Annotated in this window: 21 protein-coding genes; 14 read left to right on the top strand and 7 right to left on the bottom strand. The window is 40.1% G+C overall.

The features are described 5' to 3' along the window. Nucleotides 1–2: 2 nt before the first annotated feature. The 4 genes from L8T27_RS16140 (at nucleotide 3) to L8T27_RS16125 (ending at nucleotide 4,269) form a co-directional block, all read left to right on the top strand. Nucleotides 3–977: an aldo/keto reductase family protein gene (locus L8T27_RS16140; RefSeq protein ID WP_233316556.1), complete on the top strand. Its 975-nt coding sequence runs from the start codon at nucleotides 3–5 to the stop codon at nucleotides 975–977. Between the two features lie 48 nt (nucleotides 978–1,025). Next, nucleotides 1,026–2,417, top strand: coding sequence for a glycoside hydrolase family 1 protein (locus L8T27_RS16135; protein ID WP_233316555.1), 1,392 nt, complete (start codon nucleotides 1,026–1,028; stop codon nucleotides 2,415–2,417). A gap of 239 nt (nucleotides 2,418–2,656) precedes the next feature. After that, nucleotides 2,657–3,370 (top strand): GntR family transcriptional regulator, encoded by a 714-nt coding sequence (locus L8T27_RS16130; protein WP_233316554.1) that lies wholly within the window; start codon nucleotides 2,657–2,659, stop codon nucleotides 3,368–3,370. 140 nt (nucleotides 3,371–3,510) lie between these two features. Beyond that, entirely contained in the window at nucleotides 3,511–4,269 is a 759-nt protein-coding gene (locus L8T27_RS16125; RefSeq protein ID WP_237941867.1) for a MerR family transcriptional regulator, read from the top strand. Nucleotides 4,270–4,321: 52 nt separating this feature from the next. Here L8T27_RS16125 and L8T27_RS16120 read toward each other — a convergent pair whose 3' ends face one another. Next, a complete protein-coding gene (locus tag L8T27_RS16120) occupies nucleotides 4,322–4,969 on the bottom strand; it encodes a GntR family transcriptional regulator (protein WP_233316552.1) in 648 nt (215 codons plus the stop codon). Between the two features lie 254 nt (nucleotides 4,970–5,223). On the opposite strand from L8T27_RS16120, the gene L8T27_RS28725 reads away from it, so the two are divergent. Next, nucleotides 5,224–5,355, top strand: coding sequence for a hypothetical protein (locus L8T27_RS28725; protein ID WP_267913432.1), 132 nt, complete (start codon nucleotides 5,224–5,226; stop codon nucleotides 5,353–5,355). Nucleotides 5,356–5,400: 45 nt separating this feature from the next. On the opposite strand, the gene L8T27_RS16115 is transcribed toward L8T27_RS28725, so the two are convergent. Next, entirely contained in the window at nucleotides 5,401–6,255 is an 855-nt protein-coding gene (locus tag L8T27_RS16115) for an aldo/keto reductase (protein ID WP_233316551.1), read from the bottom strand. A gap of 169 nt (nucleotides 6,256–6,424) precedes the next feature. Next, nucleotides 6,425–7,879 (bottom strand): catalase KatA, encoded by a 1,455-nt coding sequence (katA, locus tag L8T27_RS16110; protein WP_233316550.1) that lies wholly within the window; start codon nucleotides 7,877–7,879, stop codon nucleotides 6,425–6,427. A gap of 400 nt (nucleotides 7,880–8,279) precedes the next feature. Here katA and L8T27_RS16105 point away from each other — a divergent pair, with 400 nt between their 5' ends. From L8T27_RS16105 to L8T27_RS16090, 4 genes are all read left to right on the top strand, one after another. Further along, nucleotides 8,280–8,834, top strand: a complete 555-nt coding sequence (locus L8T27_RS16105) for a shikimate kinase (protein ID WP_396953777.1) — start codon at nucleotides 8,280–8,282, stop codon at nucleotides 8,832–8,834. A 38-nt stretch (nucleotides 8,835–8,872) separates the two neighbouring features. Beyond that, on the top strand, nucleotides 8,873–9,637 hold the full coding sequence (gene aroD, locus L8T27_RS16100) for a type I 3-dehydroquinate dehydratase (RefSeq protein ID WP_233316549.1): 765 nt from the start codon (nucleotides 8,873–8,875) through the stop codon (nucleotides 9,635–9,637). A 63-nt stretch (nucleotides 9,638–9,700) separates the two neighbouring features. Then, nucleotides 9,701–11,098 carry an aldehyde dehydrogenase gene (locus L8T27_RS16095; RefSeq protein WP_237941866.1) on the top strand — a complete coding sequence of 466 codons (1,398 nt, stop codon included), beginning with the start codon at nucleotides 9,701–9,703 and terminating at the stop codon, nucleotides 11,096–11,098. A gap of 61 nt (nucleotides 11,099–11,159) precedes the next feature. After that, complete coding sequence (locus tag L8T27_RS16090; protein WP_237941865.1) at nucleotides 11,160–12,233, top strand: nitric oxide synthase oxygenase; 1,074 nt, start codon at nucleotides 11,160–11,162, stop codon at nucleotides 12,231–12,233. 10 nt (nucleotides 12,234–12,243) lie between these two features. On the opposite strand, the gene L8T27_RS16085 is transcribed toward L8T27_RS16090, so the two are convergent. Beyond that, the gene (locus L8T27_RS16085) at nucleotides 12,244–12,801 is read right to left on the bottom strand and encodes a hypothetical protein (RefSeq protein ID WP_233316546.1); all 558 of its coding nucleotides are present in this window, start codon (nucleotides 12,799–12,801) and stop codon (nucleotides 12,244–12,246) included. Between the two features lie 212 nt (nucleotides 12,802–13,013). Here L8T27_RS16085 and cdaS point away from each other — a divergent pair, with 212 nt between their 5' ends. Beyond that, complete coding sequence (gene cdaS / locus L8T27_RS16080) at nucleotides 13,014–13,637, top strand: sporulation-specific diadenylate cyclase CdaS (protein WP_233316545.1); 624 nt, start codon at nucleotides 13,014–13,016, stop codon at nucleotides 13,635–13,637. 55 nt (nucleotides 13,638–13,692) lie between these two features. Here cdaS and L8T27_RS16075 read toward each other — a convergent pair whose 3' ends face one another. Then, nucleotides 13,693–14,232 (bottom strand): hypothetical protein, encoded by a 540-nt coding sequence (locus tag L8T27_RS16075; RefSeq protein WP_233316544.1) that lies wholly within the window; start codon nucleotides 14,230–14,232, stop codon nucleotides 13,693–13,695. A gap of 197 nt (nucleotides 14,233–14,429) precedes the next feature. Between L8T27_RS16075 and L8T27_RS16070 the strand changes: the two genes are divergently transcribed. Beyond that, nucleotides 14,430–15,197 (top strand): alpha/beta hydrolase, encoded by a 768-nt coding sequence (locus tag L8T27_RS16070; RefSeq protein WP_233316543.1) that lies wholly within the window; start codon nucleotides 14,430–14,432, stop codon nucleotides 15,195–15,197. A 34-nt stretch (nucleotides 15,198–15,231) separates the two neighbouring features. Here the strand turns inward: L8T27_RS16070 and pyk are convergent, their stop codons facing one another. Together pyk and L8T27_RS16060 are read right to left on the bottom strand one after the other, a co-directional pair. Continuing rightward, on the bottom strand, nucleotides 15,232–16,293 hold the full coding sequence (gene pyk, locus L8T27_RS16065) for a pyruvate kinase (protein ID WP_237941864.1): 1,062 nt from the start codon (nucleotides 16,291–16,293) through the stop codon (nucleotides 15,232–15,234). A gap of 375 nt (nucleotides 16,294–16,668) precedes the next feature. Then, nucleotides 16,669–16,926 carry a hypothetical protein gene (locus L8T27_RS16060; protein WP_233316541.1) on the bottom strand — a complete coding sequence of 86 codons (258 nt, stop codon included), beginning with the start codon at nucleotides 16,924–16,926 and terminating at the stop codon, nucleotides 16,669–16,671. Nucleotides 16,927–17,143: 217 nt separating this feature from the next. Between L8T27_RS16060 and L8T27_RS16055 the strand changes: the two genes are divergently transcribed. From L8T27_RS16055 to L8T27_RS16045, 3 genes are all read left to right on the top strand, one after another. Next, nucleotides 17,144–17,380, top strand: coding sequence for a hypothetical protein (locus tag L8T27_RS16055; protein WP_233316540.1), 237 nt, complete (start codon nucleotides 17,144–17,146; stop codon nucleotides 17,378–17,380). Nucleotides 17,381–17,715: 335 nt separating this feature from the next. Beyond that, complete coding sequence (locus L8T27_RS16050; RefSeq protein WP_237941863.1) at nucleotides 17,716–23,061, top strand: 5'-nucleotidase C-terminal domain-containing protein; 5,346 nt, start codon at nucleotides 17,716–17,718, stop codon at nucleotides 23,059–23,061. A gap of 7 nt (nucleotides 23,062–23,068) precedes the next feature. Next, nucleotides 23,069–23,650 (top strand): class D sortase, encoded by a 582-nt coding sequence (locus tag L8T27_RS16045; protein WP_233316539.1) that lies wholly within the window; start codon nucleotides 23,069–23,071, stop codon nucleotides 23,648–23,650. The last annotated feature ends 26 nt before the right edge of the window (nucleotides 23,651–23,676 follow it).

Raw genomic sequence — 23,676 nt, 5'->3', positions numbered from 1 at the left:
AAATGAAGTACAGAAAACTAGGAAACTCTGGCTTAAGAGTAAGCGAAATTGGACTAGGCAGCTGGCTTACATATGGAAGCGCAGTGGAAAAGGAGCAGTCCATAGCTTGTATTCACAGGGCATATGATCTTGGCATCAACTTTTTCGATACGGCAAATGCTTATAATAAGGGAGCTGCAGAAACAGTCCTTGGGGAAGCATTAAAAGATTATTCCCGCTCAAGCTACGTGCTGGCAACAAAGGTTTTCTTCCCGATGGGAGATGGTCCGAATGACAGGGGACTGTCGAGAAAGCATATTATGGAGCAATGTGATGCAAGCTTGAAGAGATTAGGTGTAGACTATATAGATTTGTATCAATTCCATCGCTTTGACTCGGAAACTCCGGTAGAGGAGAGCTTAAGAGCACTCGATGATCTAACTGCACAAGGAAAGATTCTTTATGCAGGTGTAAGCGAATGGACGGCAGCGCAAATAACCGATGCTGCACATATTGCCAAAGAGAAGAATTTAAGACCGCTCATCTCTAATCAGCCAATCTACAATATGATGGTCCGCTATATTGAGAAAGAAGTGATTCCTGTCAGTGAGAAGGAGGGAATTGGCCAAGTTGTATTCTCCCCGCTTGCACAAGGTATTTTAACAGGAAAATACAAGCCGAACGAGCAAGTGCCATCTGAAAGCCGTGCAGCAAATGAAGAAACAAATAAATGGATTACAAGCTACTTGAATGACGAAGTGCTGACACGTGTTCAGAAACTTTCAGCCATTGCGAATGGTCTAGGAGTGGAATTATCACAGCTTGCATTAGCATGGGTGTTAAGACAGCCTAATGTCAGCTCAGCCATTATAGGGGCAAGCAGACCTGGACAGGTAGAAGAAAATGTGAAGGCATCCGGCCTAGAGTTAAACGCTTCTGTTTTAGAGGAAATAGAAGCAGTGCTGGAAGAAATCAATACTTTTGTGCCAATCTGGTAAGTTAGCAGTTTCATATAAAAATAACTAGTAGGAAGAGGAGAGGTTAATATGACAAAGAAATCTGTTATTCCTGAAGGCTTTTTATGGGGTGGAGCGGTGACAAGCTTCCAGACAGAAGGTGCATGGGATGAGGGCGGAAAAGGTCCTTCCATTGTTGATGCAAGACCTGTGAAAGAGGGGCAGTCTGATTGGAAAACTGCAGTTGATTTTTATCACCGCTATAAGGAGGATATTGCTCTTTTTAAAGAAATGGGCTTTAATGCATATCGTACAAGCATTTCATGGGCAAGGATTTTCCCTGATGGAGAAGGAGAGCCGAACGAGGAAGGCTTGCAATTCTATGATGATTTATTTGATGAAATGATTGCAAACGGCATTCAGCCTGTTATTACTTTATATCATTTTGATCTTCCTCTAAAACTTGCACAAAAATACAACGGGTTTGCATCAAGGAAGGTTGTTGACCTGTTCGAAAAATATGCACGCACAGTCTTTGCCCGTTATGGGGAAAAGGTCAAATATTGGCTTACATTTAATGAGCAGAATCTTGTATTAACAAATCTTCAATTTTGGGGCGTTTCTACTGATGAAGCAGACAATGAAGAGGCGTTGCGCTATCAAGTTACACATAATTCCTTTATTGCACATGCAAAAGCAGTCAAAGCACTGCATGAACTTGTGCCAGGTGGTCAAATGGCAGGAATGGTCACGTATATGACGACATACCCGAACAGCTGTCTTCCAGAAGATGTTATTGCCAACATGAAAGCAAAAGAACTGCTGGTTGATTTCTATCTAGATGTGTTTGCAAACGGTGAATACCCAAGCTATGTGACAAGCAATCTTGAGCGAAAAGGCATTATGCCTCATTTTGAAGAAGGCGATGCAGAACTTCTTAAAGAAAATACTGTTGATTATATTAGTATCAGCTATTATCAAAGTCAGACTGTCAGCAGTGAGAAAGTCAAAGAGGATGCAATCATTTCAGGTATCACGCCTAACCCGAACTTAAAGGCGAATGAATGGGGCTGGGCGATCGACCCTATTGGTTTTAGAGTTAGTCTGAAGGATATGTACGCGCGATACAGGCTGCCGATTTTTATTACAGAAAACGGGATTGGCGTTAGAGAAGAATTGAATGAGCAAAACACAGTTGAAGATGATTACCGCATCGATTATTTGCGAGAACATATTAAACAGATGAAGCTAGCGATGGAAGAAGGAGTGGAAGTGTTCGGCTACCTGACATGGGGCTCGACAGACTTAATAAGCTCAGGCGGACAATTCGAGAAGCGCTATGGTTTTATATTCGTCAACAGAGGAGAGACAGATTTAAGAGACTTAAAACGCTACAAAAAGAAGAGCTTCAACTGGTACAAAGAAGTTATTGCAGCAAACGGCGAAAATCTGGAGGAATCAGAAACAGTCTCATTATCATAATGTAGTTGATGAATGGTTGGAAGAATAGTTGGACAGAAATAAGAAAGATGCCCTTTACTAGAATTTCTTACAGGAGGATTTACGCTGCTCGGAGCAGTGAATCCCTGCAGCGTATCCCTTACATGTGTTTTCGCCATTCTGGACTATAAAGCCATCTTTCAAAAAAACACTGGGATAGCTAACAATTTCAAACCAATAAATTTATAATATAACTATCTATTTTTTAAGGTGGTTCCATCATGAACAAGTACGAAGCAATCTCAGCAGAAATGAAGAAAAGAATTAAAGAGTCCTACTATGCTTTCGATCAGCCAATTCCTGATGAAATAACTCTTTCGAAAGAGTTTTCCTGCAGCAGGATGACGATGAAAAGAGCGCTTGACACATTGGTCCTTGAAGGGCTTCTTTACCGGAAAAGAGGACATGGCACATTTATTGTCAAATCAGCCATTCAAGACAGCCGCGTAAATGTATTGAGCAATGAGGTCACAGGTTTGTCCAGACTGATGGAGGGGCAGCAGGTGACAAGCAAGGTCATTAAGTTTGAAGTTGGTTTTCCATCAGAAGACGTTGCTGAACATCTTGCTATCGACCTGAAAACACCTGTTTACTATTTGATTCGGTTAAGGCTTGTAAACGGGGAGCCTTACGTTATGGAGATAACGTATATGCCGACAACCCTTATTACAGGCATTACGGATGAGATATTGGACGGTTCCATTTATGAGCATATCACGAAAAGCTTAGGTCTCACGATTGCCGGCTCACATCGTAAGATACGGGCATGCAAGTCCAATGAGTTAGATCAAGCTCATCTTGTATGTATGAAGGATGACCCTATCTTGGAAGTAGAGCATGTGGGTTTTTTAAACAATGGAGTTCCGTTCGAGTATTCCTTTTCAAGGCATCGATATGATAAGTTTGAGGTAACAACAGTAAATATTAAGCGCTGAAATATTTAAAAGGCTTTGGAGGTTTCCGGCCTTTTTTTTTGTGCCATAATAAAATAAAAATTATAATATTTTTTCAAAATACCTATTTACATTAACGCTGCGTAAACCTTTAAGATGAAATAGTCAGGAGGAGATGCTTAGTGGAATACACGATTAAAAGCTTAAGTCAAATAGCTGGAATCAGCACCAGAACATTAAGGTATTATGATGAAATTGGTCTGCTTAAGCCGGCAAGGGTCAATTCATCAGGCTACCGTATATATGGAAAAAAAGAGGTAGAGCTGCTTCAACAAATCTTGATTTATCGAGAGCTTGAAGTCAGTTTAGAGGATATTAAACAAATTATTTCTTCCCCTTCCTTTGATATTAAAGGAGCGTTAGAGGAACATAGGGCGAATCTCCTGGCAAAACGAAACCGTATAGACATGATTATTCAAAATGTCGACAAAACGTTAGAAGAGACGAAAGGAAGAGTGAGAATGAGCGATAAAGACAGGTTTGAAGGTTTAAAGCAAAAAATGGTCGAAGAAAACGAACAGAAGTATGGCAAAGAGCTTCGACAAAAGTATGGGGAGGACACAATCGATCAGTCTAACAAGAAATTGCTGAAGATGACAGAAGCCGAATTCACAGAAGCAGAAAGGCTTGGGGAAGAGGTGTTGGAAAGATTAAAAGAAGCAATGAAAACAGGAGATCCACAAAGTGCGGCAGCACAAATGACTGCAGAGCTTCATAAGCGCTGGCTCACGTTTTATTGGAATTCCTACAGCAAAGAAGCTCATGCTAATCTTGCCAGAATGTATGTGGACGATGAGCGGTTTACTGCCTATTACGATAAGGTTGAACAAGGTGCGGCTGTTTTTTTAAGAGATGCTATTCTCCACTATACTAGCTTATGAGGGGTAAACGAAAAGACCAGCGTGATTGAGGTATTTCAATCATCTGGTCTTTTTATACTTTTGTTAAGTAGGATGCCAGACTCAGCCAGTTTTCTTCCACAAGCTTTGAAAGCTCCTGGTGGTTTCCGTTTTCGAGGCAGGCAATTATTTCGTTATGTTGGCGGATGGATGAAAGACCGTCCACCTTATTAAATTTAAGCAACTCAAGTCTTCTAATTTTCGGAAGAAGGCGCTCAAGCGCCATTTCAATCTCTGGATTATTGGATGCATGCAATAGCACAGAGTGAAATTGATCGTCTTTTTTAATTGCTTCATATTTATCTTCTTTCATTATTGCTTTTTCAAAATCTTCATTTAAGGTGATTAGTTCCTTGCAGTGTGCTTCCGTTAAATAAGGCAGAGCGAGTTTTGCAGCTAAAGCATTTAAGGCTGCAACGACTGTAAAGGCATGTTTAGCCTGTTCAATGTCAATCAAGCTAACCTTTGTTTCTGAACCAGGAGAAGATATGACTAGTCCCTCATCCTCCAATCTTTTCAACGCTTCTCTTACTGGTGTCCTGCTGACGCCGAATTGTTCAGCAAGAAGCTTGTCGCTGATCTTTTCGCCAGGGGCGAGTTCGAGATGAATTACGGCCTGCTTTAACTGTTGGTATACTTGATCTCTTAAGGAAATTCTGCTGATTTGAGAAATATTTTTCATACAAACAATATATCATAATTTTCAATTTGACACATAATAGGGTCAAGTAAACTTTAGTTAAATAAGTGCATGGAAAAGAAATTGAAATGCTGACACCAGTTGCTTTACAGAACAGCAACTTTATCTAGGAGACATATGCGATGAACATGGTAGTTTGTGTTTGTTGCGAAATTGCTTGTGATTGTTCATAATCTGCTCTTTTTTATCTCATACTAATTATGCATCACTATATCATTAGCATGGGAGGCAAAATCATGGCGAAGGAAAAAAAGACAAAAACAAATAATCAATGGGCTGCAGCTAATGCAGAAGTTACAAGTAAAAGAGAAGAAAAAACAGCTACTGATAACCAGTGGGCATCTACTAACAAAAAATCAGTAGAATAGCAAAAAAAGAATGCAGCGGCTTTTTAGCCATTGCATTCTTTATTTTTATTGCTGCTGTAAGGCAGTTAATCTTTCAATATCATCAGGATCACCGAAAACACGTGAACCAGTATCAAGCTGCTCAATCGCTTTCATATCTTCATCAGTTAAAGTAAAGTCGAACAGATTGGCATTTTCAATAATGCGATGCTCATGAACAGACTTCGGAATGATGATTGTATCTCTTTGAAGATGCCATCTTAGCATAACTTGCGCTGTTGATTTTCCGTATTTATCTCCGATACCTTGCAATGTCGGATTTTCAAAAAGTCCATCTCTGCCTTGAGCTAACGGTGCCCATGCTTCATGTGCAATCCCATGCTTTTCCATATATTCGCGTAATTCTTTTTGCTGGAATAAAGGATGTGTTTCAATCTGATTCAGCATCGGTGTAATTCTTGCCGTTTCTGCAAGCTTTTCAAGATGGTGAATTTGGAAGTTACACACACCGATGGCCTTCACAAGTCCTTCCTCGTACAAATCCTCCATTGCCCGCCATGTTTCGGCATAGTTTGGAGCAGCCCAGTGAATAAGATAAAGATCAAGATATTCAAGCTGCATTTCTTGCAATGATCGGCGCAGTGCTTGTTTCGTTTCTTCATAGCCAAAGTCGCTCAGCCATACCTTTGTTGTAATGAATAATTCCTCCCTCGGCACATCAACTGCTTGTAGTGCATTGCCAACGAAGCTTTCGTTTTCATACCGGGTTGCCGTATCAATGGAACGGTAGCCGTTTTTAATCGCAGCTTTCACTGCATTTTCACATTCTGCAGGATCTTTCACAAGAAAGACTCCTAAGCCTAAATAAGGGATTTCTACACCATTGCTAAGTTTTTTTGTACTGCTAAGTGTTAATGACAATCTTATCAGCTCCTCTAAAGGTTTAAATTGGCCATGTTAAAAGCCCTTACATATTTAAAGAGTATAGCTTGTACCAGATTTTTTCAATGAATATGTATTAAGTTGACTTAGAAAAAATGCAAAAAGCCCTTAACAAATAAATGTTAAGGGCTTATATGAGAGAAATTAATTATTTTACTGCTTCAGGAACAGCTAAGCCAAGTCCTTCTGCAATGCGTGTTCCGTATTCTGGATCTGCTTTGTAGAAGTGTCCGATTTGACGAAGTTTGATTTCTTCTAATTCTACTGGTTTCATTGCACCAACAATGTTTTCTACCAATCTAGCACGCTCTTCTTCTGATAATAAGCGGTATAAATCGCCAGCTTGTGTGTAATGGTCATTGTGATCATATGCAACACTGTCAGCTACTCCAGAAACTGCGAATGAAGATGTTTTGTCCTCGGCAGATTCTTTAGGACCGCTGAAGCTGTTTGGCTCATAATATACAGAGCCTCCGCCATTGCCGTCAAAGCGCATTTGACCATCACGTTGATAGTTATTCACAGGGCTTTGCGGACGGTTGATTGGAAGTGCATTGTGGTTAACACCAACACGGTAGCGGTGTGCATCAGCATATGCAAACAGACGGCCTTGAAGCATTTTATCTGGTGATGCTTCAACTCCTGGTACGAATGTTCCAGGTGAGAATGTTGCTTGCTCAACCTCAGCAAAATAGTTTTCTGGGTTGCGGTTAAGCACCATGCGACCAACTTCAATTAATGGATAGTCTTTTTGAGACCATACTTTTGTTACATCAAATGGATCGAAGCGGTATGTGTTAGCATCTTCAACAGGCATGATTTGTACATATAATGTCCAAGCAGGGAAGTCGCCAGCTTCAATAGCATTGAATAAATCTTCTGTATGATAATCTGGGTTTTCACCAGCTAATTTTGCTGCAGTTGCAACATCAAGATTTTTCACACCTTGCTCTGTCTTGAAGTGATATTTCACCCAAACAGCTTCGCCTTCTTTGTTTACCCATTTAAAGGTATGGCTTCCGAAACCATGCATATGGCGAAGTGTTGCAGGGATACCGCGGTCAGACATCAAGATTGAAACTTGGTGCAGTGATTCTGGTGAATGAGACCAGAAATCCCAAACTGCAGTAGGGTTTTTCAAATGTGTTTTTGGATCTCTTTTTTGTGTATGAATAAAGTCAGGGAACTTGATTGCATCACGGATAAAGAATACAGGCGTATTGTTACCAACGATATCATAGTTACCTTCTTCTGTATAAAACTTAACAGCGAAACCGCGTGGGTCACGAACTGTATCAGCAGAACCTAGCTCACCTGCAACTGTAGAGAAGCGAATGAACATTGGAGTTCTTTTACCTACTTCATTAAGGAAGTTAGCTTTTGTATATTTTGTTAAGTCATTTGTCACTTCGAAGTAGCCGTGTGCGCCAGCTCCTTTTGCGTGAACAACACGCTCAGGTACACGTTCTCTGTTAAAATGAGCTAATTTCTCAAGCAAATGAACATCTTGGATTAATGTTGGTCCGCGGTCGCCAGCAGTCATAGAGTTTTGGTTGTCTCCTACTGGTGCACCCCAGCTAGTAGTTAGTTTATTGTTTGACATATAATCACCTCGTAATTTGTTGGTTCTTTATCTTATGTACATAATAATATCATCTATAATTAAAAAATCAATACTATTTTATAATTATTATAAATAACTTTTTTTGAATGATAGAATGCTAAAATGAAAGATTCTTGTAATGATAAGAAAGGAAGGGGTTACACAGCAGAGAAAATAGAACAGCTATTACAGGGAATTGAATGATAAAGGAGAAAATTTTACAACGATTGAGAAAGAGGCAGTTCTTTTCATCATCATCCAATCAATCATATGTATGCATGCAGACAATAGAATATTCAGAAGAATAAACTAGGATTAGCCCTATAATTATTTTATAATGAGTAGTAGAATACGACGTAAAAAATATTTTGCTGTCACGAAAATAGTAGGAGGCATCATCTTGGAAAACAATCGGGTACCATTAAGGGAAAAAAGTGTAGTTTTCATTGGCTTTATGGGCGTTGGCAAAACAAGTATAGGGAAGATAGTTGCCAAAAAGCTGTATCGCGACTTTTTGGATGTAGATCATGTTATTGAAGAAGAGTATGGCATGCCTGTTTCAAAAATCTTCGAACAGGTTGGAGAAAAAGCATTCAGAGAAAAAGAAAAGCAAGTGGTGACAGAGCTGAGCAAAAAAAAGCTCCTTGTTCTTTCACTTGGCGGCGGTTCCTTCTTGCAGGAAGAAATTAAGCAGGCTTGCTTAGACAACTGTATTGTTATCCATCTAGACCTATCTTGGGATTCTTGGAAGGATCGAATTAATCTTATCATTGACAGCAGACCTGTCCTTAAGGATAAATCGCTTGATGATATGGAGGAGCTGTTCAACAGCAGGAAACAAATTTATGCTGACCACCATTCGAAGGTAGATACAGACAGCAAGGATATGGAAGAAATTGCAGATTATATTGTTGATTCTTTAAAATATGCTTGGGATTTATATGAACCAAGGTAATTAAAACGAAGATCAACAATAACAATAGAGGTGCATAAATGGTTAGACCGTTAAAAATTAGAGCTGTTACAATCGGTGAAGGCATACCCAAAATCTGTGTTTCATTAATTGGTGAAACAGCAAGCCAGCTTAAGGAAGAAGCAGAATTTTTGATGAGCGAAGGAGTCGATGTAATTGAATGGCGCGTTGACTTTTTTGAAAATGGAGACGATGTAAACGAAGTACTTCGTACGCTCACATATATTAGAAATTGGATCGGTGATACGCCTCTTGTTTTTACCTTCCGAAGCAAGAAGGAAGGCGGCGAAAGAGAGATTGAGCGGGAAGCTTATAGTATGATAAATAAAGCGGCAGCAAGTTCAGGAGCTGCTGATTTAATAGATGTGGAGCTGTTTGGGCAAGAAGAAGATGTAGTGGAGCTTATTAAGTTTGCTCATGACCACCAAGTTGCGGTCATCCTTTCCAATCATGATTTTGGTCAGACACCGGCGAAAGAAGAAATCATTGCCCGGCTGAAAAAGGCACAGGAATTGGGCGGGGACCTGCCTAAGATTGCACTCATGCCGCAAAGCATGCAAGATGTGATTACACTGTTGGATGCAGTAAATACGATGAAAGAGAAATATGCGGACAGACCAATCATAGCTATGTCAATGGGAGGACAAGGAGCTATAAGCCGTATTGCCGGCGAAGCTTTTGGTTCGGCTCTTACATTTGGCGCCGCCAAAAAAGCCTCTGCTCCTGGACAAATACCGATCGGGAAATTAAAACAAGCAATGGCTATCTTGCATGACAGCATATGACAACATAGAGAATCTGTTAAGGATTCTCCTTTTTTATAATCTAATTTCAGAAAGGGACCTGATATGAACGAAAAAGACATTGAATTGTATGAAGTGAAAGAAATCATAAAAAAGAGTAAAGAGTTTTTTGAAACAAAACAAACATTAGATGTTAGCTTCCGAATAAACCAGCTTAAAAAATTACGGCAGGCTATTCTTGATAATGAAGGAAAGCTTATAGATGCTTTGCAATCAGATTTAGGCAAGCATCCATTTGAGTCCTATGCAACAGAAATAGGCTTTGTATTGCAAAGCATCACCTATACGATAAAAAACTTATCAAAATGGACAAAAATAAAAAAAGTAAGCTCGCCAATAGCGCTTTTTCCAGCCAAAAGCTATATCCGTCACGAGCCGTATGGCACAGTGCTGATTATTGGTCCCTTCAACTATCCGTTTCAGCTTCTGATTGAACCGCTCATTGGCGCAATCGCAGCAGGAAACTGTGCTGTCTTAAAACCGTCCGAACTAGTACCTGCTGTATCAAAGACTGTAACAGAAATGATTTCAGCCACATTTGATCCAAGTTTTGTGTGTATAGTCGAAGGAGGAGTAGAAACGAACAAGGCACTCCTTCAAGGGAAATTCGATTATATATTTTTTACGGGAAGTCCAGCTGTTGGGAAGCTTGTTATGAAGGCAGCCGCAGAAAACCTCGTTCCTGTAACGTTAGAATTAGGAGGCAAAAGTCCGGCAATTGTTGATGAAACGGCAGATATAAAGCTGGCTGCTGACAAGATTATATGGGGAAAGACAGTCAATGCAGGACAAACCTGTGTCGCTCCAGATTATGTGTTAGCACATGAACGTATAAAAGATGAACTTATCGAGGAAATGAAAAAGACGATAACTCGTTTTTATGGAGAATCAGTTGAAAGAAGTGAGCATTTCGGAAGAATTGTTAATATGAGGCATTTTGCGCGGCTTCAGCAAATTATGAAAGCGGAAGAAGGAAGCATTGTGCATGGCGGTGGCGGGAAGGAAGACGAAAGGTTCCTTGAGCCAACAATAATAAGTGCTGACTGGGATTCACCTTCCATGCAGGATGAAATCTTTGGACCAATCTTGCCGATTATCGGCTATTCAGAAAAAAGGGCAGCAGTAAAAAAGGTAACAAGCATGCCAAAGGCTCTCGCGATGTATATTTTCACACAAAATAAGATGGAGGAAGAGTATTGGCTAAACACTGTCCCATCTGGCGGTGTCAGCATAAATGATACACTGACACATTTGGCAAATCCTAATTTGCCGTTCGGAGGCGTTGGAACCTCAGGTATTGGTTCCTATCATGGTATCTACAGCTTTGAGGCTTTTTCCCATAAGAGAAGTGTTTTAAAAAGGGGAAAAAGCTTAAAGATGACAGACCTCTTTCCTCCATATACAGATCAGCAGCTCAAGCTTGTCCGACGGTTTTTGAAATGATGGTTTTTCTCCATAAAATTGTAAAATATAAAAAAGACTTTTTAAAACAGGAGGACTTTCGTTGGAAATTGATTTATTCGAGGAAGCTTCAGCCTTTATTCAATTATGCTACTCTGAATGGGAGCAAAATGATCGGATTGAAGGTAGATTGGCAGAAATAAAATCGCAAATTTTATCCCAAGGATACTATGAGCATACATATGAAGAACTGGCATATGGTGCAATGCTTGCCTGGAGAAACAGCAATCGCTGTATCGGCAGATTATTTTGGAAGAATCTCCATGTAATCGATAGGAGATCTGTACGATCGGAAGAGGAAATGATTAATTCATTATTTGAACATATGGAGTATGCAACTAATGGGGGAAAAATAAGGCCGACTATCACTGTATTTCCGCAAGAGAAAGCAGGCGAGTCTTTCCATATTTTGAATCATCAATTGCTTCGTTATGCTGGCTATAATACAAAATATGGAATAGTAGGAGATCCTGATTCCATCTCCTTTACAGAATACTGTGAGACACTTGGCTGGAAAGGGCAGGGAACGAATTTTGATATATTGCCGCTCGTCGTGCAAATCAATCAAAATAAACCGAAGCTGGTTGAAATCCCGGCAGAGCTTGTATTACAAGTGCCCATCTGCCATCCGGAATATAGCTGGTTCGCCGACTTAGAGCTGCAGTGGTATGCTGTGCCGATCATTTCGAGCATGAGGCTGGAGATTGGCGGCATTTCTTATACTGCAGCCCCATTTAACGGCTGGTATATGGGAACAGAAATCGGCGCAAGAAACCTTGCTGATGAAAACCGTTATAATATGCTTCCAGCTATTGGGGAAGCAATGGGACTTCAAACGAAAAAGTCTGCCTCTTTATGGAAAGACAAGGCGCTTGTCGAATTGAATATTGCCGTTTTGGAATCATTTCGGCAATTAGGTGTGACCATTGTTGATCATCATACAGCGGCACAGCAGTTTAAAATATTTGAAGGCAAGGAGGTGGAGGCAGGCCGGGATATAACTGGAAATTGGGCTTGGCTGATTCCGCCTCTGTCTCCTGCTGCGACGCACATCTTTCATAAACGCTATAACAATGAAATAAAAAAGCCTAATTTCTTCAACAGGCGAAAAAATTAGGCATTGTTCGTTATTCTCCTTTAAAGGAAGTAACACCAAAAGTTTGGGTATAATCGTAGCCATTAAAATATATGTCTAAGTCGTGAAAGTATCGATGGAGGCTGCGCATAGCATCTCGATTGTCGTTTGCTGCTACAAGGTTTGCCGCTTCTTTAATAAGGTCTAAATCAGCAGAGATTTGACTGTTATTAATGACCATATTCTCAGCTTGGGACAGTATGCTTTCTGCCGCTTCTTTTTGTTCTGTATAATCCGCTGTCTCAAGTTTACCCCAGCCTAGTGTTTCATTATAGAAATCATGCCAATCAGAGATAAAGTCATGGCCGCTTGAGCCGTCAGCCAATGTAACGATGCTTTCATCCATTGGTTCATGGACTGGTTCTGTGCTCATATCTTCTGACCCTGCCGACTGAGAAGAAGCTGCACTCACGGCAGGCTTTTCACTCTTTGATTCTAAAGGTTTATCTTTTTCTAAGAATATCAAGACAGCGAAAACGACGGAGGCAGTCAATCCCCCAATGCCAATCACTATCCCGATAAGCCAGATAATCATTTTTTTCCATTGCAATCTAAATCAACCCCTTATGTTGATGTTTCGTTATGTCTTGTCTATCATTTCGCTAATAGAGTGGAAAATCCTTCATAAGAAAGGTAAATATGCTAAAAAACCAAATTTATTAGGAGAATTTCATTCCTTCACCAACAAGCAGCTGCTGAATAGAAAGGCAATAGAGTGGAAATAGTATAGAAAAAGGAGCATGAGGAAAAAGGAGTGTTAGCTTGTCTGCAGAGGATATGAATATGCCGCTTTTTATTAAGAGTCAGCTTAAAGCAGATTTGCATTCTCTATTAGCAAATCTCCATAGCCTGTATGACTCCATTGGTGAACGAGATTGCTGTGTTTTAAATGATTTTGAGAAAATGAACAAGCAGTTTAAAAGCATTCACAGCTTCGCAGCCTCTTACTATTTGCAATCCTATTTGGAGCCGTTCACAGATTATATGGAGATGCTTACGGCATCTGCCCAGCAATTTTCGGAGAAGCGGCATGGTGCGCTGATTGCTATGAAAAGAAAGGATAATTTAGAGGATTTCGTCCATTCCGGGATTACCTTAAATGCACAACTGTCTTCCAACCTACTTGAAGCCATTTTCTATCCAGGGAACCCGCTACATGATGGCGGTGTATTGATTGATAAAGATATGATTGTGTCGGCTGCTAATATTTTTCCTACGTCTCAATTTTATAATGGGAAAGATAAACTCGGTACAAGACATAGAGCAGCTATCGGCATAACAGAGCAGACAGATGCATTGGTTATCGTTGTTTCAGAAGAAACAGGGAGAATCTCCTTCTCCATTGACGGTCAGCTCTTTCCTGTCCAAACAAGTACCTTTATGTAGTGATGAAAAGCTTGAAGCGTTTTGTTCAAGCTTTTTTTGCTGTGCTTTTAGCATGTTAGGCAGCAGTTCGGAGCAAGATTAACAGTCCGATAAAGAAAAAGAAGATGGTCATGTAATAAAGAGTACGAAATCCTCGGTTGGAAATATTGACAGGTGTTCTTCCATCCATCGGGACCAATCGTTTGCCGATATGACTAAATATTCTTGCATAAATCCAATAAAGGCTGTAAGAATCCCAAAAATCCCAGCCATTTCTAAAACGGATAAAGCCGAAGTATTCCAGCACAATTTCAAGGCTGAAGGTCCAGGTAATTAAGACAAAATAGAAGCGGAATGTATCTCCCTTCGGTTCAAATCGAATTAGAAATGTAATAAACAGCCCGAAATTTATTACGACAGCTGGCAGAATATAGCTGACGGGAAGTGCATAGCGGTAAAAGCCATTAAAATAAAAGAATAAACAAAGCAGGATGGAAAGCACGGCATGAATGAGAAGGGTTGTTTTATAGTACTGGAACTTTTTCCAAAGCACGAGTGTACATCCTGCTGCCCCTGACAGAATTGCCGCACACAGTATATACCAATTTATGTCCACATTTTTCTCTCCTTCATAACGATAAGGATTCTGTTTTAGCTTTTGCAAAAACAGAAAAAAATATGTTTCATTAAGCCTGCTTGTATTTCTCTTTTAGGAAAGGGATGGAAAGAGCAGATGAATTCCCAAACAGGAAAAAAACGGCTATAATTCCCTTATGTGAAAGCGTTTAAATAATAGGAGAGGTGACAGGCAATATGGCATTGATTAAATGTGATTTTTTCTCTGAAAGCTTGCAATTGAGCACTTCGATGACAGTAATTCTGCCGCAGGAAACAAACGCACAAATTGGCATGAAAAATACTGTCAGCGGGAATAAGCACCAGACACTCTATTTACTTCACGGGCTGAGTGATGACCACACGATATGGACAAGAAGGACATCTATTGAGCGCTATGCGGCACCCCTTGGCTTAGCAGTAGTTATGCCGCAGGTTGACAGAAGTTTTTATACAAATATGGCTTACGGCAACAAATATTGGACTTTTTTGACAGAGGAGCTGCCTATGGTCGCAAGGTCTTTTTTTCCTTTATCAGAAGCAAGGGAAGATAATTTTGTGGCAGGCCTGTCGATGGGCGGCTATGGAGCATTCAAATGGGCTCTGAATAAGCCCGATAGTTTTATCGCAGCAGCCAGCCTTTCAGGTGCAATGGATGTAGAAACACTTCAAGATAGATCAGAAGGTGGCCTTTATCAGCTTATCTTTGGAGAAAACAGCATTAGAGGGACAGAGCATGATCTATTTTCTCTTGTAGAAAAGGTAAAGGATCAGAACGTGAAACCTTCCCTTTACCAATGCTGCGGCACAGAGGACTTTCTATTTGAAGATAATAAGCGGTTTAAGCAGGCTTGTGAACATACTGCATTTGACTATACGTATGAATTCTCTCCAGGAGAACATGAATGGGGATATTGGGATAAAAAAATTCAGGATGTGCTTGAGTGGCTTCCTTTAAGGAAATGACAATACAGCTGGAGGGTGATCCTCCAGCTGTATATCATAGTTCTTGCTTTAGTAAATCGATGAGATCAGTGTAGCTGTCAGGCATAGTCTGTTTAAAACGTTCAGAGAAAGCAGCTGCTGTGGTAAGCACATGAATGCTTTCTAGCGGATGCTTTCCGACAGCGCTCTCTGCTGAAAGCATTACACCATTTGTGCCGTCTAAAACAGCTTGGAATACATCTGTTACTTCTGCTCTTGTAGGAACAGCATTTTCTGTCATAGACTGAAGCATTTGTGTAGCAGTCACAACGAATTTTCCGCTTTTATTACATTCAGCAAGTATCGCTTTTTGCAAGAGAGGTATCCAATAATAAGGAAGCTCCACACCTAAGTCACCCCTTGCCAGCATGATAGCATCTGCTGCTTCACAAATATCAATAAAGCTGGATACTGCCTCTAATGTCTCAATTTTTGCCATCAGCTTTGGCGGAGTGTTGGTGAATGTTTTTATATATTCTCTTATTTCCTGTAAATGATTTGCTTTTCGAATAAAGGAGCATGCGATAATATCTATATCATGCTTTAACAGAAACTCAATATCCCCTTTGTCTTTTTCTGTAATAGCAGGTAACGACAGGGATGTTCCTGGAACGTTGACACCTTTTCGAGATGCGATGCTTCCCCCTGCTTTAACAATCGTTTTGGCGGTGCTTTCCCCTGTTTCAACAACATGAAGCTCTACCTCACCATCATTAATAAGGACTCTGCTTCCAACCTTTATATCTTGGATAAACCCCTTGTAATCAACACTTGCCTGTGTGTTATCTCCATCTATTTCATCAACGGTCAGCATGAAGCTGTCCCCATCCTTCAACAATACCTTATCTCCCGTTATTTTTCCTAAGCGGATTTTCGGCCCTTGCAAATCTCCTAGTATCTTGATGGCAATTCCTGTTGTCTTGCTTATGCTTCGAACCGCTTCTATAACAGCGAGATGATCTGTTTGGCTGCCATGTGACATGTTTAACCTGATAATAGTCATTCCTTTTTCGACAAGCCCTTGGAGGATTTCTTCTTTGCTGCTTGCAGGTCCAATGGTGCAGACTTTATCAATCATAGGTGATGCCTCCTTAAAAAATTTTTACAGATAGTATAACCTGATCTGAATTTATAAGTCCCCGTGTTGAAAAAGAGCAACTCCCCATGAGTGAGCAGCAGCCGATTAGAGGTTTTTTTGAAATTGCGTATTCTATGTATGAAAATACAGAGAATGTTAACAGTAACACTTCTTAATTCAAAGGCTAGGCTCGTTCGTTTGCTTACTGCCAGCTTGATTTATATTGTTCCATTCTTAGAATTTGAAACTGAACAATGGGGAAAGGGGCTGATTGCACATTAGTTGTGCAGGAACTTGATGTGTTATTTTATTCAACGTACAACTTCAGTGCTCCTCATTAAATGGCACAAGACATTTCTATTTTTATGATTGCTATTAAAGCGGCTGAAATGGGTAGTGCTTATTGGCCCTGCTTTTTTTCTGGCTTATTTCAGCGATGATAATGATGTTATCTGTTCTAACTCCCCAAAGATCATCATTGCCAATGAATTCAAACCCAAGCAGTCGTAAAAGGCTCTCCAAGCTTTCTTTATTCTCTGTTGCCTGCTGATTTACATGAGTATCGATCAGTTTGACATTGTCCTCCATAATCTTATAAAAACTGAAGTTGACTAGGTAAATTGTATTGTACATGTTCCAAGCTCCTCAATGATGGACTAAGTAAACTCTAATCATTATATATATATTTTGGAGAGGAAATCTCAATATTGAAATGGATCATCCCATGCAGACTCATAATCTCTGCATAACTTTGACATTAAAAATGTGTTCTTGAAAGAAAACGGAAAAATTGGGCAGACTGCATGTTATAATGACAATCGATTATAGGAAAGAAAAAGGAGGAGAAAGATTGGCCAATAAAACGCATGAATTATTAAATGGCTGGACGCTTCTAGCGGACAGATCCTACAAAATGTTCGCAAATCAGAATTCTTATGTCCTGCTGGATGAAGAAAATGATGTAGTAATGCAATTTTCTGTCACAGACCAGGAGTTTGAAGTAGTTTCTTCCAATTGGAACCTGAATTTTAAGATTATACCTGCATTTAAGACAGTTAAGATTTTAAATATTCCATCTGAAGAATAACAGCTGTATAGAAGTGTTAAGCTAGCCGGAAAATGATTAGGCTAGTTTTTTTATGGAATAAAAAAGGGGAATTTATTATATTGCTAAAAAAATTTAGTGATTTTGTCTTGAAAGGAGTAAGCTGTGAATGAAGAGGTTTACAAATAATGTAAAATATAAATTGTCGATAAATTGGTAGTTTTGTAGAGGTAACAATGACAAATTATAGGAAAAATTAATCATTTTAATCAAAATAATACAAATTATCTAATATTTTTACAGAATTCTAGTGTGAATTTTACAATATTAAGATATCTTTAATTGGTAAGGCAATTTATGGACCAAGGAGGATATAGATGAAGGGGAAACAAAGTTTTAAAATTTTGTCAATATTGCTAATTTTCACTTTAGTTATACCGAACTTCTTAGGCAATTTTACTCCAAGTGTTTCTGCTGCAAGCCAAACGGCTGATGACTTATTTATTTCTGAATACATAGAAGGCAGCTCAAACAATAAAGCAATTGAAATTTTTAATGGGACTGGCAGTGAAGTAGATCTTGCCAGCTATAGTCTGGTACTTTATGCCAATGGTAAGACAGAACCTAATACAACATTAAAGCTTGAAGGGAAGCTTGCAGATGGAGATGTGTATGTTATCACACATAGCTCTGCCAGCGCCGCAATAAAGGAAAAGGCTGATATTCAGCATGGTGTCGTCAACTTTAATGGTGACGATGTAATTGAGCTCAAAAAAAATGATGCAGTCATCGATATGTTTGGCACTGTTGGTGTGCAAGAAAAATGGGGAGATGGTGCTGCTGAAAACCATACTCTTATTCGCAAAAGCTCTGTAACGAAAGGAAGCATTGGAAGTGAGAGCTTTGATCCAGCATTAGAATGGGATATCTATGATATTGATCATTTTGCTGATCTTGGCAAGCATACTTTTGGAGATACAGACAATGGAAGTGAAAACCCAGGACAAGAGGAAGAGGAAACTCCTTCCACTCCAACAGACAAAATCTCTATTTCTGATGCACGAGCAAAAAATGGACAAGTTGTAACAGTTGAAGGTGTTGTAACTGCTGATAATGAAGGAATCGGCGGCGGTAAGCTATCAACATATATTCAAGATGATACAGCAGGTATCAATCTATATGCAAATAATGCTGGCAGTTTCCCGGCCCTAAAAGAGGGACAAAAAGTAAAAGTAACAGGAAAAGTCACAGAATATAACAAATTGCTGGAAATAGCACCAAATGCTGATGGAATTGAAATCATATCAGAAGGAAACGCAGTACCAGCACCAATTGAATTTTCACTAGAAAACATGGCAGATGCTAGTCTTGCTGAGCAAAAAGAAGGCCAGTTAGTTAAGTTTAAAGGGTATGTACAATCCATTCCTGCCACTCCAGCTGGAGGGGGCTATAATGTTTCCGTAATTGATGAGAACTTTAATGGAACAACATTGCGAGTAATGGAAGGAACACAGGCTATATCTGCTATTGAAGCAGGAAAATGGTATGAGTTTACAGGTGTATTGAGTCAATATAATACTTACCAAGTGTTGCCAAGAAAGGCATCTGACGTAACATTGCTTGCTGAGCAGCCTGATGCACCAACTTCAGCAGGAGAATATGAATCTACTGTTAGCAGTGTAGTAGACGGAGATACTATTCATCTTGAATCACCAGTTCTTGGGGCGACAAAGGTGCGTTACGTGAATATTGATACACCGGAAACGTATCATACTCCAAAAAATGCTGCTGATGAAAGTCAGCTAGAGCATGGACAAGAAGCAAAGGCATATTTAAATTCCCTATTAAAACCAGGTGATAAAGTAATCGTTAAGGTCGGAGAAGAGGCAACAGATGACTATGGAAGACTGCTTGCTCAAATCATCCGCAAGAGCGATAACTTGAATACAAACTTGGAAATGGTTAAACAAGGGTATGCATCGACTTACTTCATTTGGCCAATCGGAGAGGAAGCTGAATATAATCAGTTTCAATCTGCGGTAAAAGAAGCAAAGGACAATGGCAAAGGTATCTGGAATGCAGAGAATCCTCTAGAAGAATTGCCATTTGAATTCCGGGCAAGAGAGCAAGGTAAAGGATTAACGAGATATGTCGGAAATTCTGAGACAAAGGAATATGTGGAGCCTTCTAAATTTGCAGAGGTGCCTGTTGAAAAACGCATCTTCTTTGCAAGTGCAGAAGAAGCAGAAACAAATGGCTATAAAGCTAAAAATCAAGGAAGCAAGGAAAATATTAAACTGCAGCTTTTAAGCGTTAATGATTTGCATGGGAAGATCAGCGAAGAATATGCAGATGGTTCAAACACAATTGGCAGAATGGATTATTTAGCTGCATATTTACGTGAACGAGAAGCTGAAAATCCTAATACACTGCTTGTACATGCTGGTGATATGGTAGGCGGTAGTCCTCCTGTATCTGCATTGCTGCAAGATGAGCCAACTGTAGAAATTATGGAATCATTAGGGTTCGATGTTGGGACAGTCGGAAACCATGAGTTCGATGAAGGTGTGGACGAAATGCTGCGCCTCATTAATGGCGGAGAGCATCCAAACGGAACGGAAAACTATGATGGCATTAATTTCCCAATGGTAGCGGCAAATGTAGAATACAAGGATACAGGTAAGCTAGTGCTTGATCCATACACAATTAAGGAAGTTGAAGGCGTGAAAGTTGGATTTATCGGTGTTGCAACGACTGATACGCCAAATATGATTATCAGTAAAGGAAATGAAAATATTCGCTTCACAGATGAAACAGCAGCAATCAACAAATTCGTACCAGAGCTGCAAAGTCAAGGTGTTGAAGCAATCATCGTCCTTGCTCACGTTCCTGGCAATCAATCAGGTGACAGTGCGACAGGTGATATTGCTAATATTGCGAAAAACGTAGACGATGCAGTCGATGTTCTATTTGCAGCCCATAATCATGTGAAGATTGATGCAGTTGTTGATAATAAGCTGATTGTTCAAGCTGGAGAATATGGCAAAGCATTCGCAGATGTAGAGCTTGAAATTGACCCAGCAACTGGTGATATCGTTAAAAAATCTGCTGATATTGTTGATGTAGTGCAGGCGGGTGTCACACCTGATCCAGAGGTTTCTGCAATCTTAAACAAGTATTCGGAGGAAGTTGGTCCGAAGCTGAATGAGGTAATTGGAGAAGCAGCAACGATTATGGAAGGTGGCTATGCTACAAAAGGTGCAGTTGGCGATAATGCGCTCGGAAACTTGATTGCAGACGGCATGCTTACTGCAATGGATAGTGACTTTGCGCTGATGAACGGCGGCGGCATTCGTGATGACTTAAATGCTGGTGACATTACTTGGAATGAATTGTTCAATATTCAGCCATTTGGCAATACTTTAGTTAAGCTGGAAATAAGTGGTGATGACTTACGGGAAATTTTGAACAGCCAATTCAGCAGCTATGGTCCTGATGTCAGTATTGGCGGCTTCTCCTATACATGGGACAGCAAGCAAGGATCATTCGGTAAAGTTGTTGATATCTTCTTGCCAAATGGAGAAAAAATTGATCCAGATGGCAAATACACAATAACAGTGAATAACTATATGTACCCACATAGCAGCGATAAGTATTTGCTTGCTAAGCTTGGTGAAAACCCTGTTCAAGGGGGAGAAGACCTGCAAGCGACTGTTGATTATGTGAAAAGCTTCAATGGTCCGATTTCTTACAATACGGGAAGAATCTCAGAAGTGAATGCTACTGATGGTCCAACAGGCAATATTTCAGCACAGCTATTAGGTGTAAATGACCTACACGGTAAAATAGATGTTACTGGAACAGTAGATGGCGTTAATTATGGTTATGCTTCTTACTTGGCAACCTATTTAAAACAGCATGAAGCAGAAAATGAAAACACATTACTTGTTCATGCAGGCGATATGATTGGCGGCAGCTCACCAGTTTCTGCATTGCTTCAAGATGAGCCGACAGTTGAGATAATGGAAGCATTAGGCTTTGATGTCGGAACTGTTGGGAACCATGAGTTTGACGAAGGTGTGGACGAGATGCTCCGCATGATTAATGGCGGCGAGCACCCGAATGGCACTGCCGGTTATGACGGCATGAACTTCCCAATTGTTGCAGCAAATGTGGAATATAAGGATACAGGTAAGCTTGTGCTTGATCCATATACAATTAAAGATGTGGATGGCGTAAAAGTAGGCTTTATCGGTGTGGCAAATATTGATACACCAAGCCAGATTATTGCAAAAGGAAATGAAAATGTTCGTTTCACAGATGAAGCAGAAGCGATCAATAAATATGTTCCTGAGCTTCAAAAGCAAGGAATAGAGGCAATTGTAGTGGTTACTCATGTTCCTGGAAATCAAGATGCAAACAGTGGAGAAATTACAGGAACTATCGCTGATATCGCGAACAAAGTGGATGATGCGGTTGATGTTATCTTTGCAGCACATAATCATGTGAAAATAAACGGTTTAGTTGATAATAAGCTGATTGTTCAAGCGTGGGAATATGGCAAGGCGTTTTCTGATATTGATTTAGAAATCGATCCAGTTACGAAGGACATTGTGAAGAAATCTGCTGAAATAGTAGATGTGAAACAAGAGGGAGTTACACCAGATGCAAAAGTGCAAGCAATTCTTGATAAATATCAAGACATAGTTGGCCCTAAGCTGAAGGAAGTTGTTGGAGTAGCGGCAACGGATATTTTAGGTGGTTACGCTTCTAAAGGGGAAGTCGGTGACAATGCACTTGGTAACTTAATTGCTGATGGCATGGTAGCAGCAATGGACAGTGATTTTGCTTTAATGAACGGCGGAGGAATTCGTGATGACTTGCTTCAAGGTGAAATCACATGGGAGGAATTGTTTAATATTCAACCATTCGGTAACACGTTAGTTAAATTAGAGCTGACAGGTGCTGAATTAAAAGAAGTGCTTAATACTCAATTCAGCTCATACGGTCCAGATGTAAGCATTGCAGGCTTTAAGTATACGTGGGATGCATCACTTGGTGAATTTGGAGAAGTAGTTGATTTAATGCTGCCAGACGGCTCAAAATTAGACTTGTCTAAAACATATACAGTTGTTGTTAATAACTATATGTACCCACATACTACGGACAAATACCGTTTAACTGAATTCGGTGAAAATCCTGTACAAGGACCGGATGATCTGCAGGCGACAGTAGATTTTGTTAAGTCATTTACAGAGCCGATTTCATACAGTGCAGAAAAACGAATTTCTGAAATCACTGATGAAGACACAGAAACACCAGGTGAAAGTCCAGAAACACCAGGTGAGAATCCAGAAACACCAGGTGAGAATCCAGAAACACCAGGTGAGAATCCAGAAACACCAGGTGAAAATCCAGAAACACCAGGTGAAAATCCAGAAACACCAGGTGAGAGTCCAGAAACACCAGGTGAAAATCCAGAAACACCAGGTGAGAGTCCAGAAACACCAGGTGAGAATCCAGAAACGCCAGGTGAGAATCCAGAAACACCAGGTGAGAGTCCAGAAACGCCAGGTGAGAGTCCAGAAACACCTGATAAAGAGACAAATCCAACACCTGTGCTGCCGAATACAGCAACAATGGACTATAATTATCTTCTGATTGGGTGTATGATGCTAGTAGTAGGAAGTGTTGTACTATTCGTAAAAAGAAGAAAGGCGTAAGCTGATAATGAAAAAATTGAAATGGTTTGCCCTCCTGCTTATAGTAGGAGGAGCGGTTTTTCTCGGATTGGGAGCATGGAATATAGCTGAAACAAAGGTGAAAACAGAGCAATCATTATCAAAGGCAGAAGCTGTGGTTAAAGAGAAAAAGGACGATTGGGTGGATGAGGAGCAGGATAATCGTTTCGTGCCTCCTACAGGGGAATCGGTCGGCATTTTGGAAATACCAAAAATCGAAGGGAACTTGCCGATTGTAGAAGGAACAGATCCGGATGATTTGGAAAAAGGTGTCGGACACTTTAAGGGCAGCTATTATCCGAACGAAAATGGTCAAATTGTCTTATCAGGACATCGTGATACGGTGTTCAGAAGGGCTGGTGAATTAGAACTCGGTGATGAGCTGAGAGTGGTGCTTCCATATGGAAGCTTCTCCTATGAAATCACGTCCACAAAGATTGTTGAAGCAGATGATCAGACTATTATTACGTTGGATAATACGAAAGAAGAGCTCGTCTTGACCACTTGCTATCCTTTCAGCTTTGTTGGCAATGCGCCGCAGCGCTATATTATTTATGCGAAAAAGGTGTGAAAAAAAGCAAACTCGTCCGCCGAGTT

The organism is Niallia sp. Man26, from assembly GCF_022049065.2.
In the GTDB taxonomy this organism is placed as follows: Bacteria; Bacillota; Bacilli; order Bacillales; family Cytobacillaceae; genus Niallia.
Note: the sequence above shows the minus strand (reverse complement) of the source record. Positions and strands in the feature narration are given on the sequence as shown.

What these genes read in the sequence shown, in the direction of transcription:
- L8T27_RS16140 (WP_233316556.1), top strand. Translation starts at nt 3, where the DNA reads ATGAAGTACAGAAAACTAGGAAACTCTGGCTTAAGAGTAAGCGAAATT.
- L8T27_RS16135 (WP_233316555.1), top strand. Translation starts at nt 1,026, where the DNA reads ATGACAAAGAAATCTGTTATTCCTGAAGGCTTTTTATGGGGTGGAGCG.
- L8T27_RS16130 (WP_233316554.1), top strand. Translation starts at nt 2,657, where the DNA reads ATGAACAAGTACGAAGCAATCTCAGCAGAAATGAAGAAAAGAATTAAA.
- L8T27_RS16120 (WP_233316552.1), bottom strand. Translation starts at nt 4,969, where the DNA reads ATGAAAAATATTTCTCAAATCAGCAGAATTTCCTTAAGAGATCAAGTA.
- L8T27_RS28725 (WP_267913432.1), top strand. Translation starts at nt 5,224, where the DNA reads ATGGCGAAGGAAAAAAAGACAAAAACAAATAATCAATGGGCTGCAGCT.
- katA (WP_233316550.1), bottom strand. Translation starts at nt 7,879, where the DNA reads ATGTCAAACAATAAACTAACTACTAGCTGGGGTGCACCAGTAGGAGAC.
- aroD (WP_233316549.1), top strand. Translation starts at nt 8,873, where the DNA reads ATGGTTAGACCGTTAAAAATTAGAGCTGTTACAATCGGTGAAGGCATA.
- L8T27_RS16095 (WP_237941866.1), top strand. Translation starts at nt 9,701, where the DNA reads ATGAACGAAAAAGACATTGAATTGTATGAAGTGAAAGAAATCATAAAA.
- L8T27_RS16070 (WP_233316543.1), top strand. Translation starts at nt 14,430, where the DNA reads ATGGCATTGATTAAATGTGATTTTTTCTCTGAAAGCTTGCAATTGAGC.
- pyk (WP_237941864.1), bottom strand. Translation starts at nt 16,293, where the DNA reads ATGATTGATAAAGTCTGCACCATTGGACCTGCAAGCAGCAAAGAAGAA.
- L8T27_RS16060 (WP_233316541.1), bottom strand. Translation starts at nt 16,926, where the DNA reads ATGTACAATACAATTTACCTAGTCAACTTCAGTTTTTATAAGATTATG.
- L8T27_RS16050 (WP_237941863.1), top strand. Translation starts at nt 17,716, where the DNA reads ATGAAGGGGAAACAAAGTTTTAAAATTTTGTCAATATTGCTAATTTTC.
- L8T27_RS16045 (WP_233316539.1), top strand. Translation starts at nt 23,069, where the DNA reads ATGAAAAAATTGAAATGGTTTGCCCTCCTGCTTATAGTAGGAGGAGCG.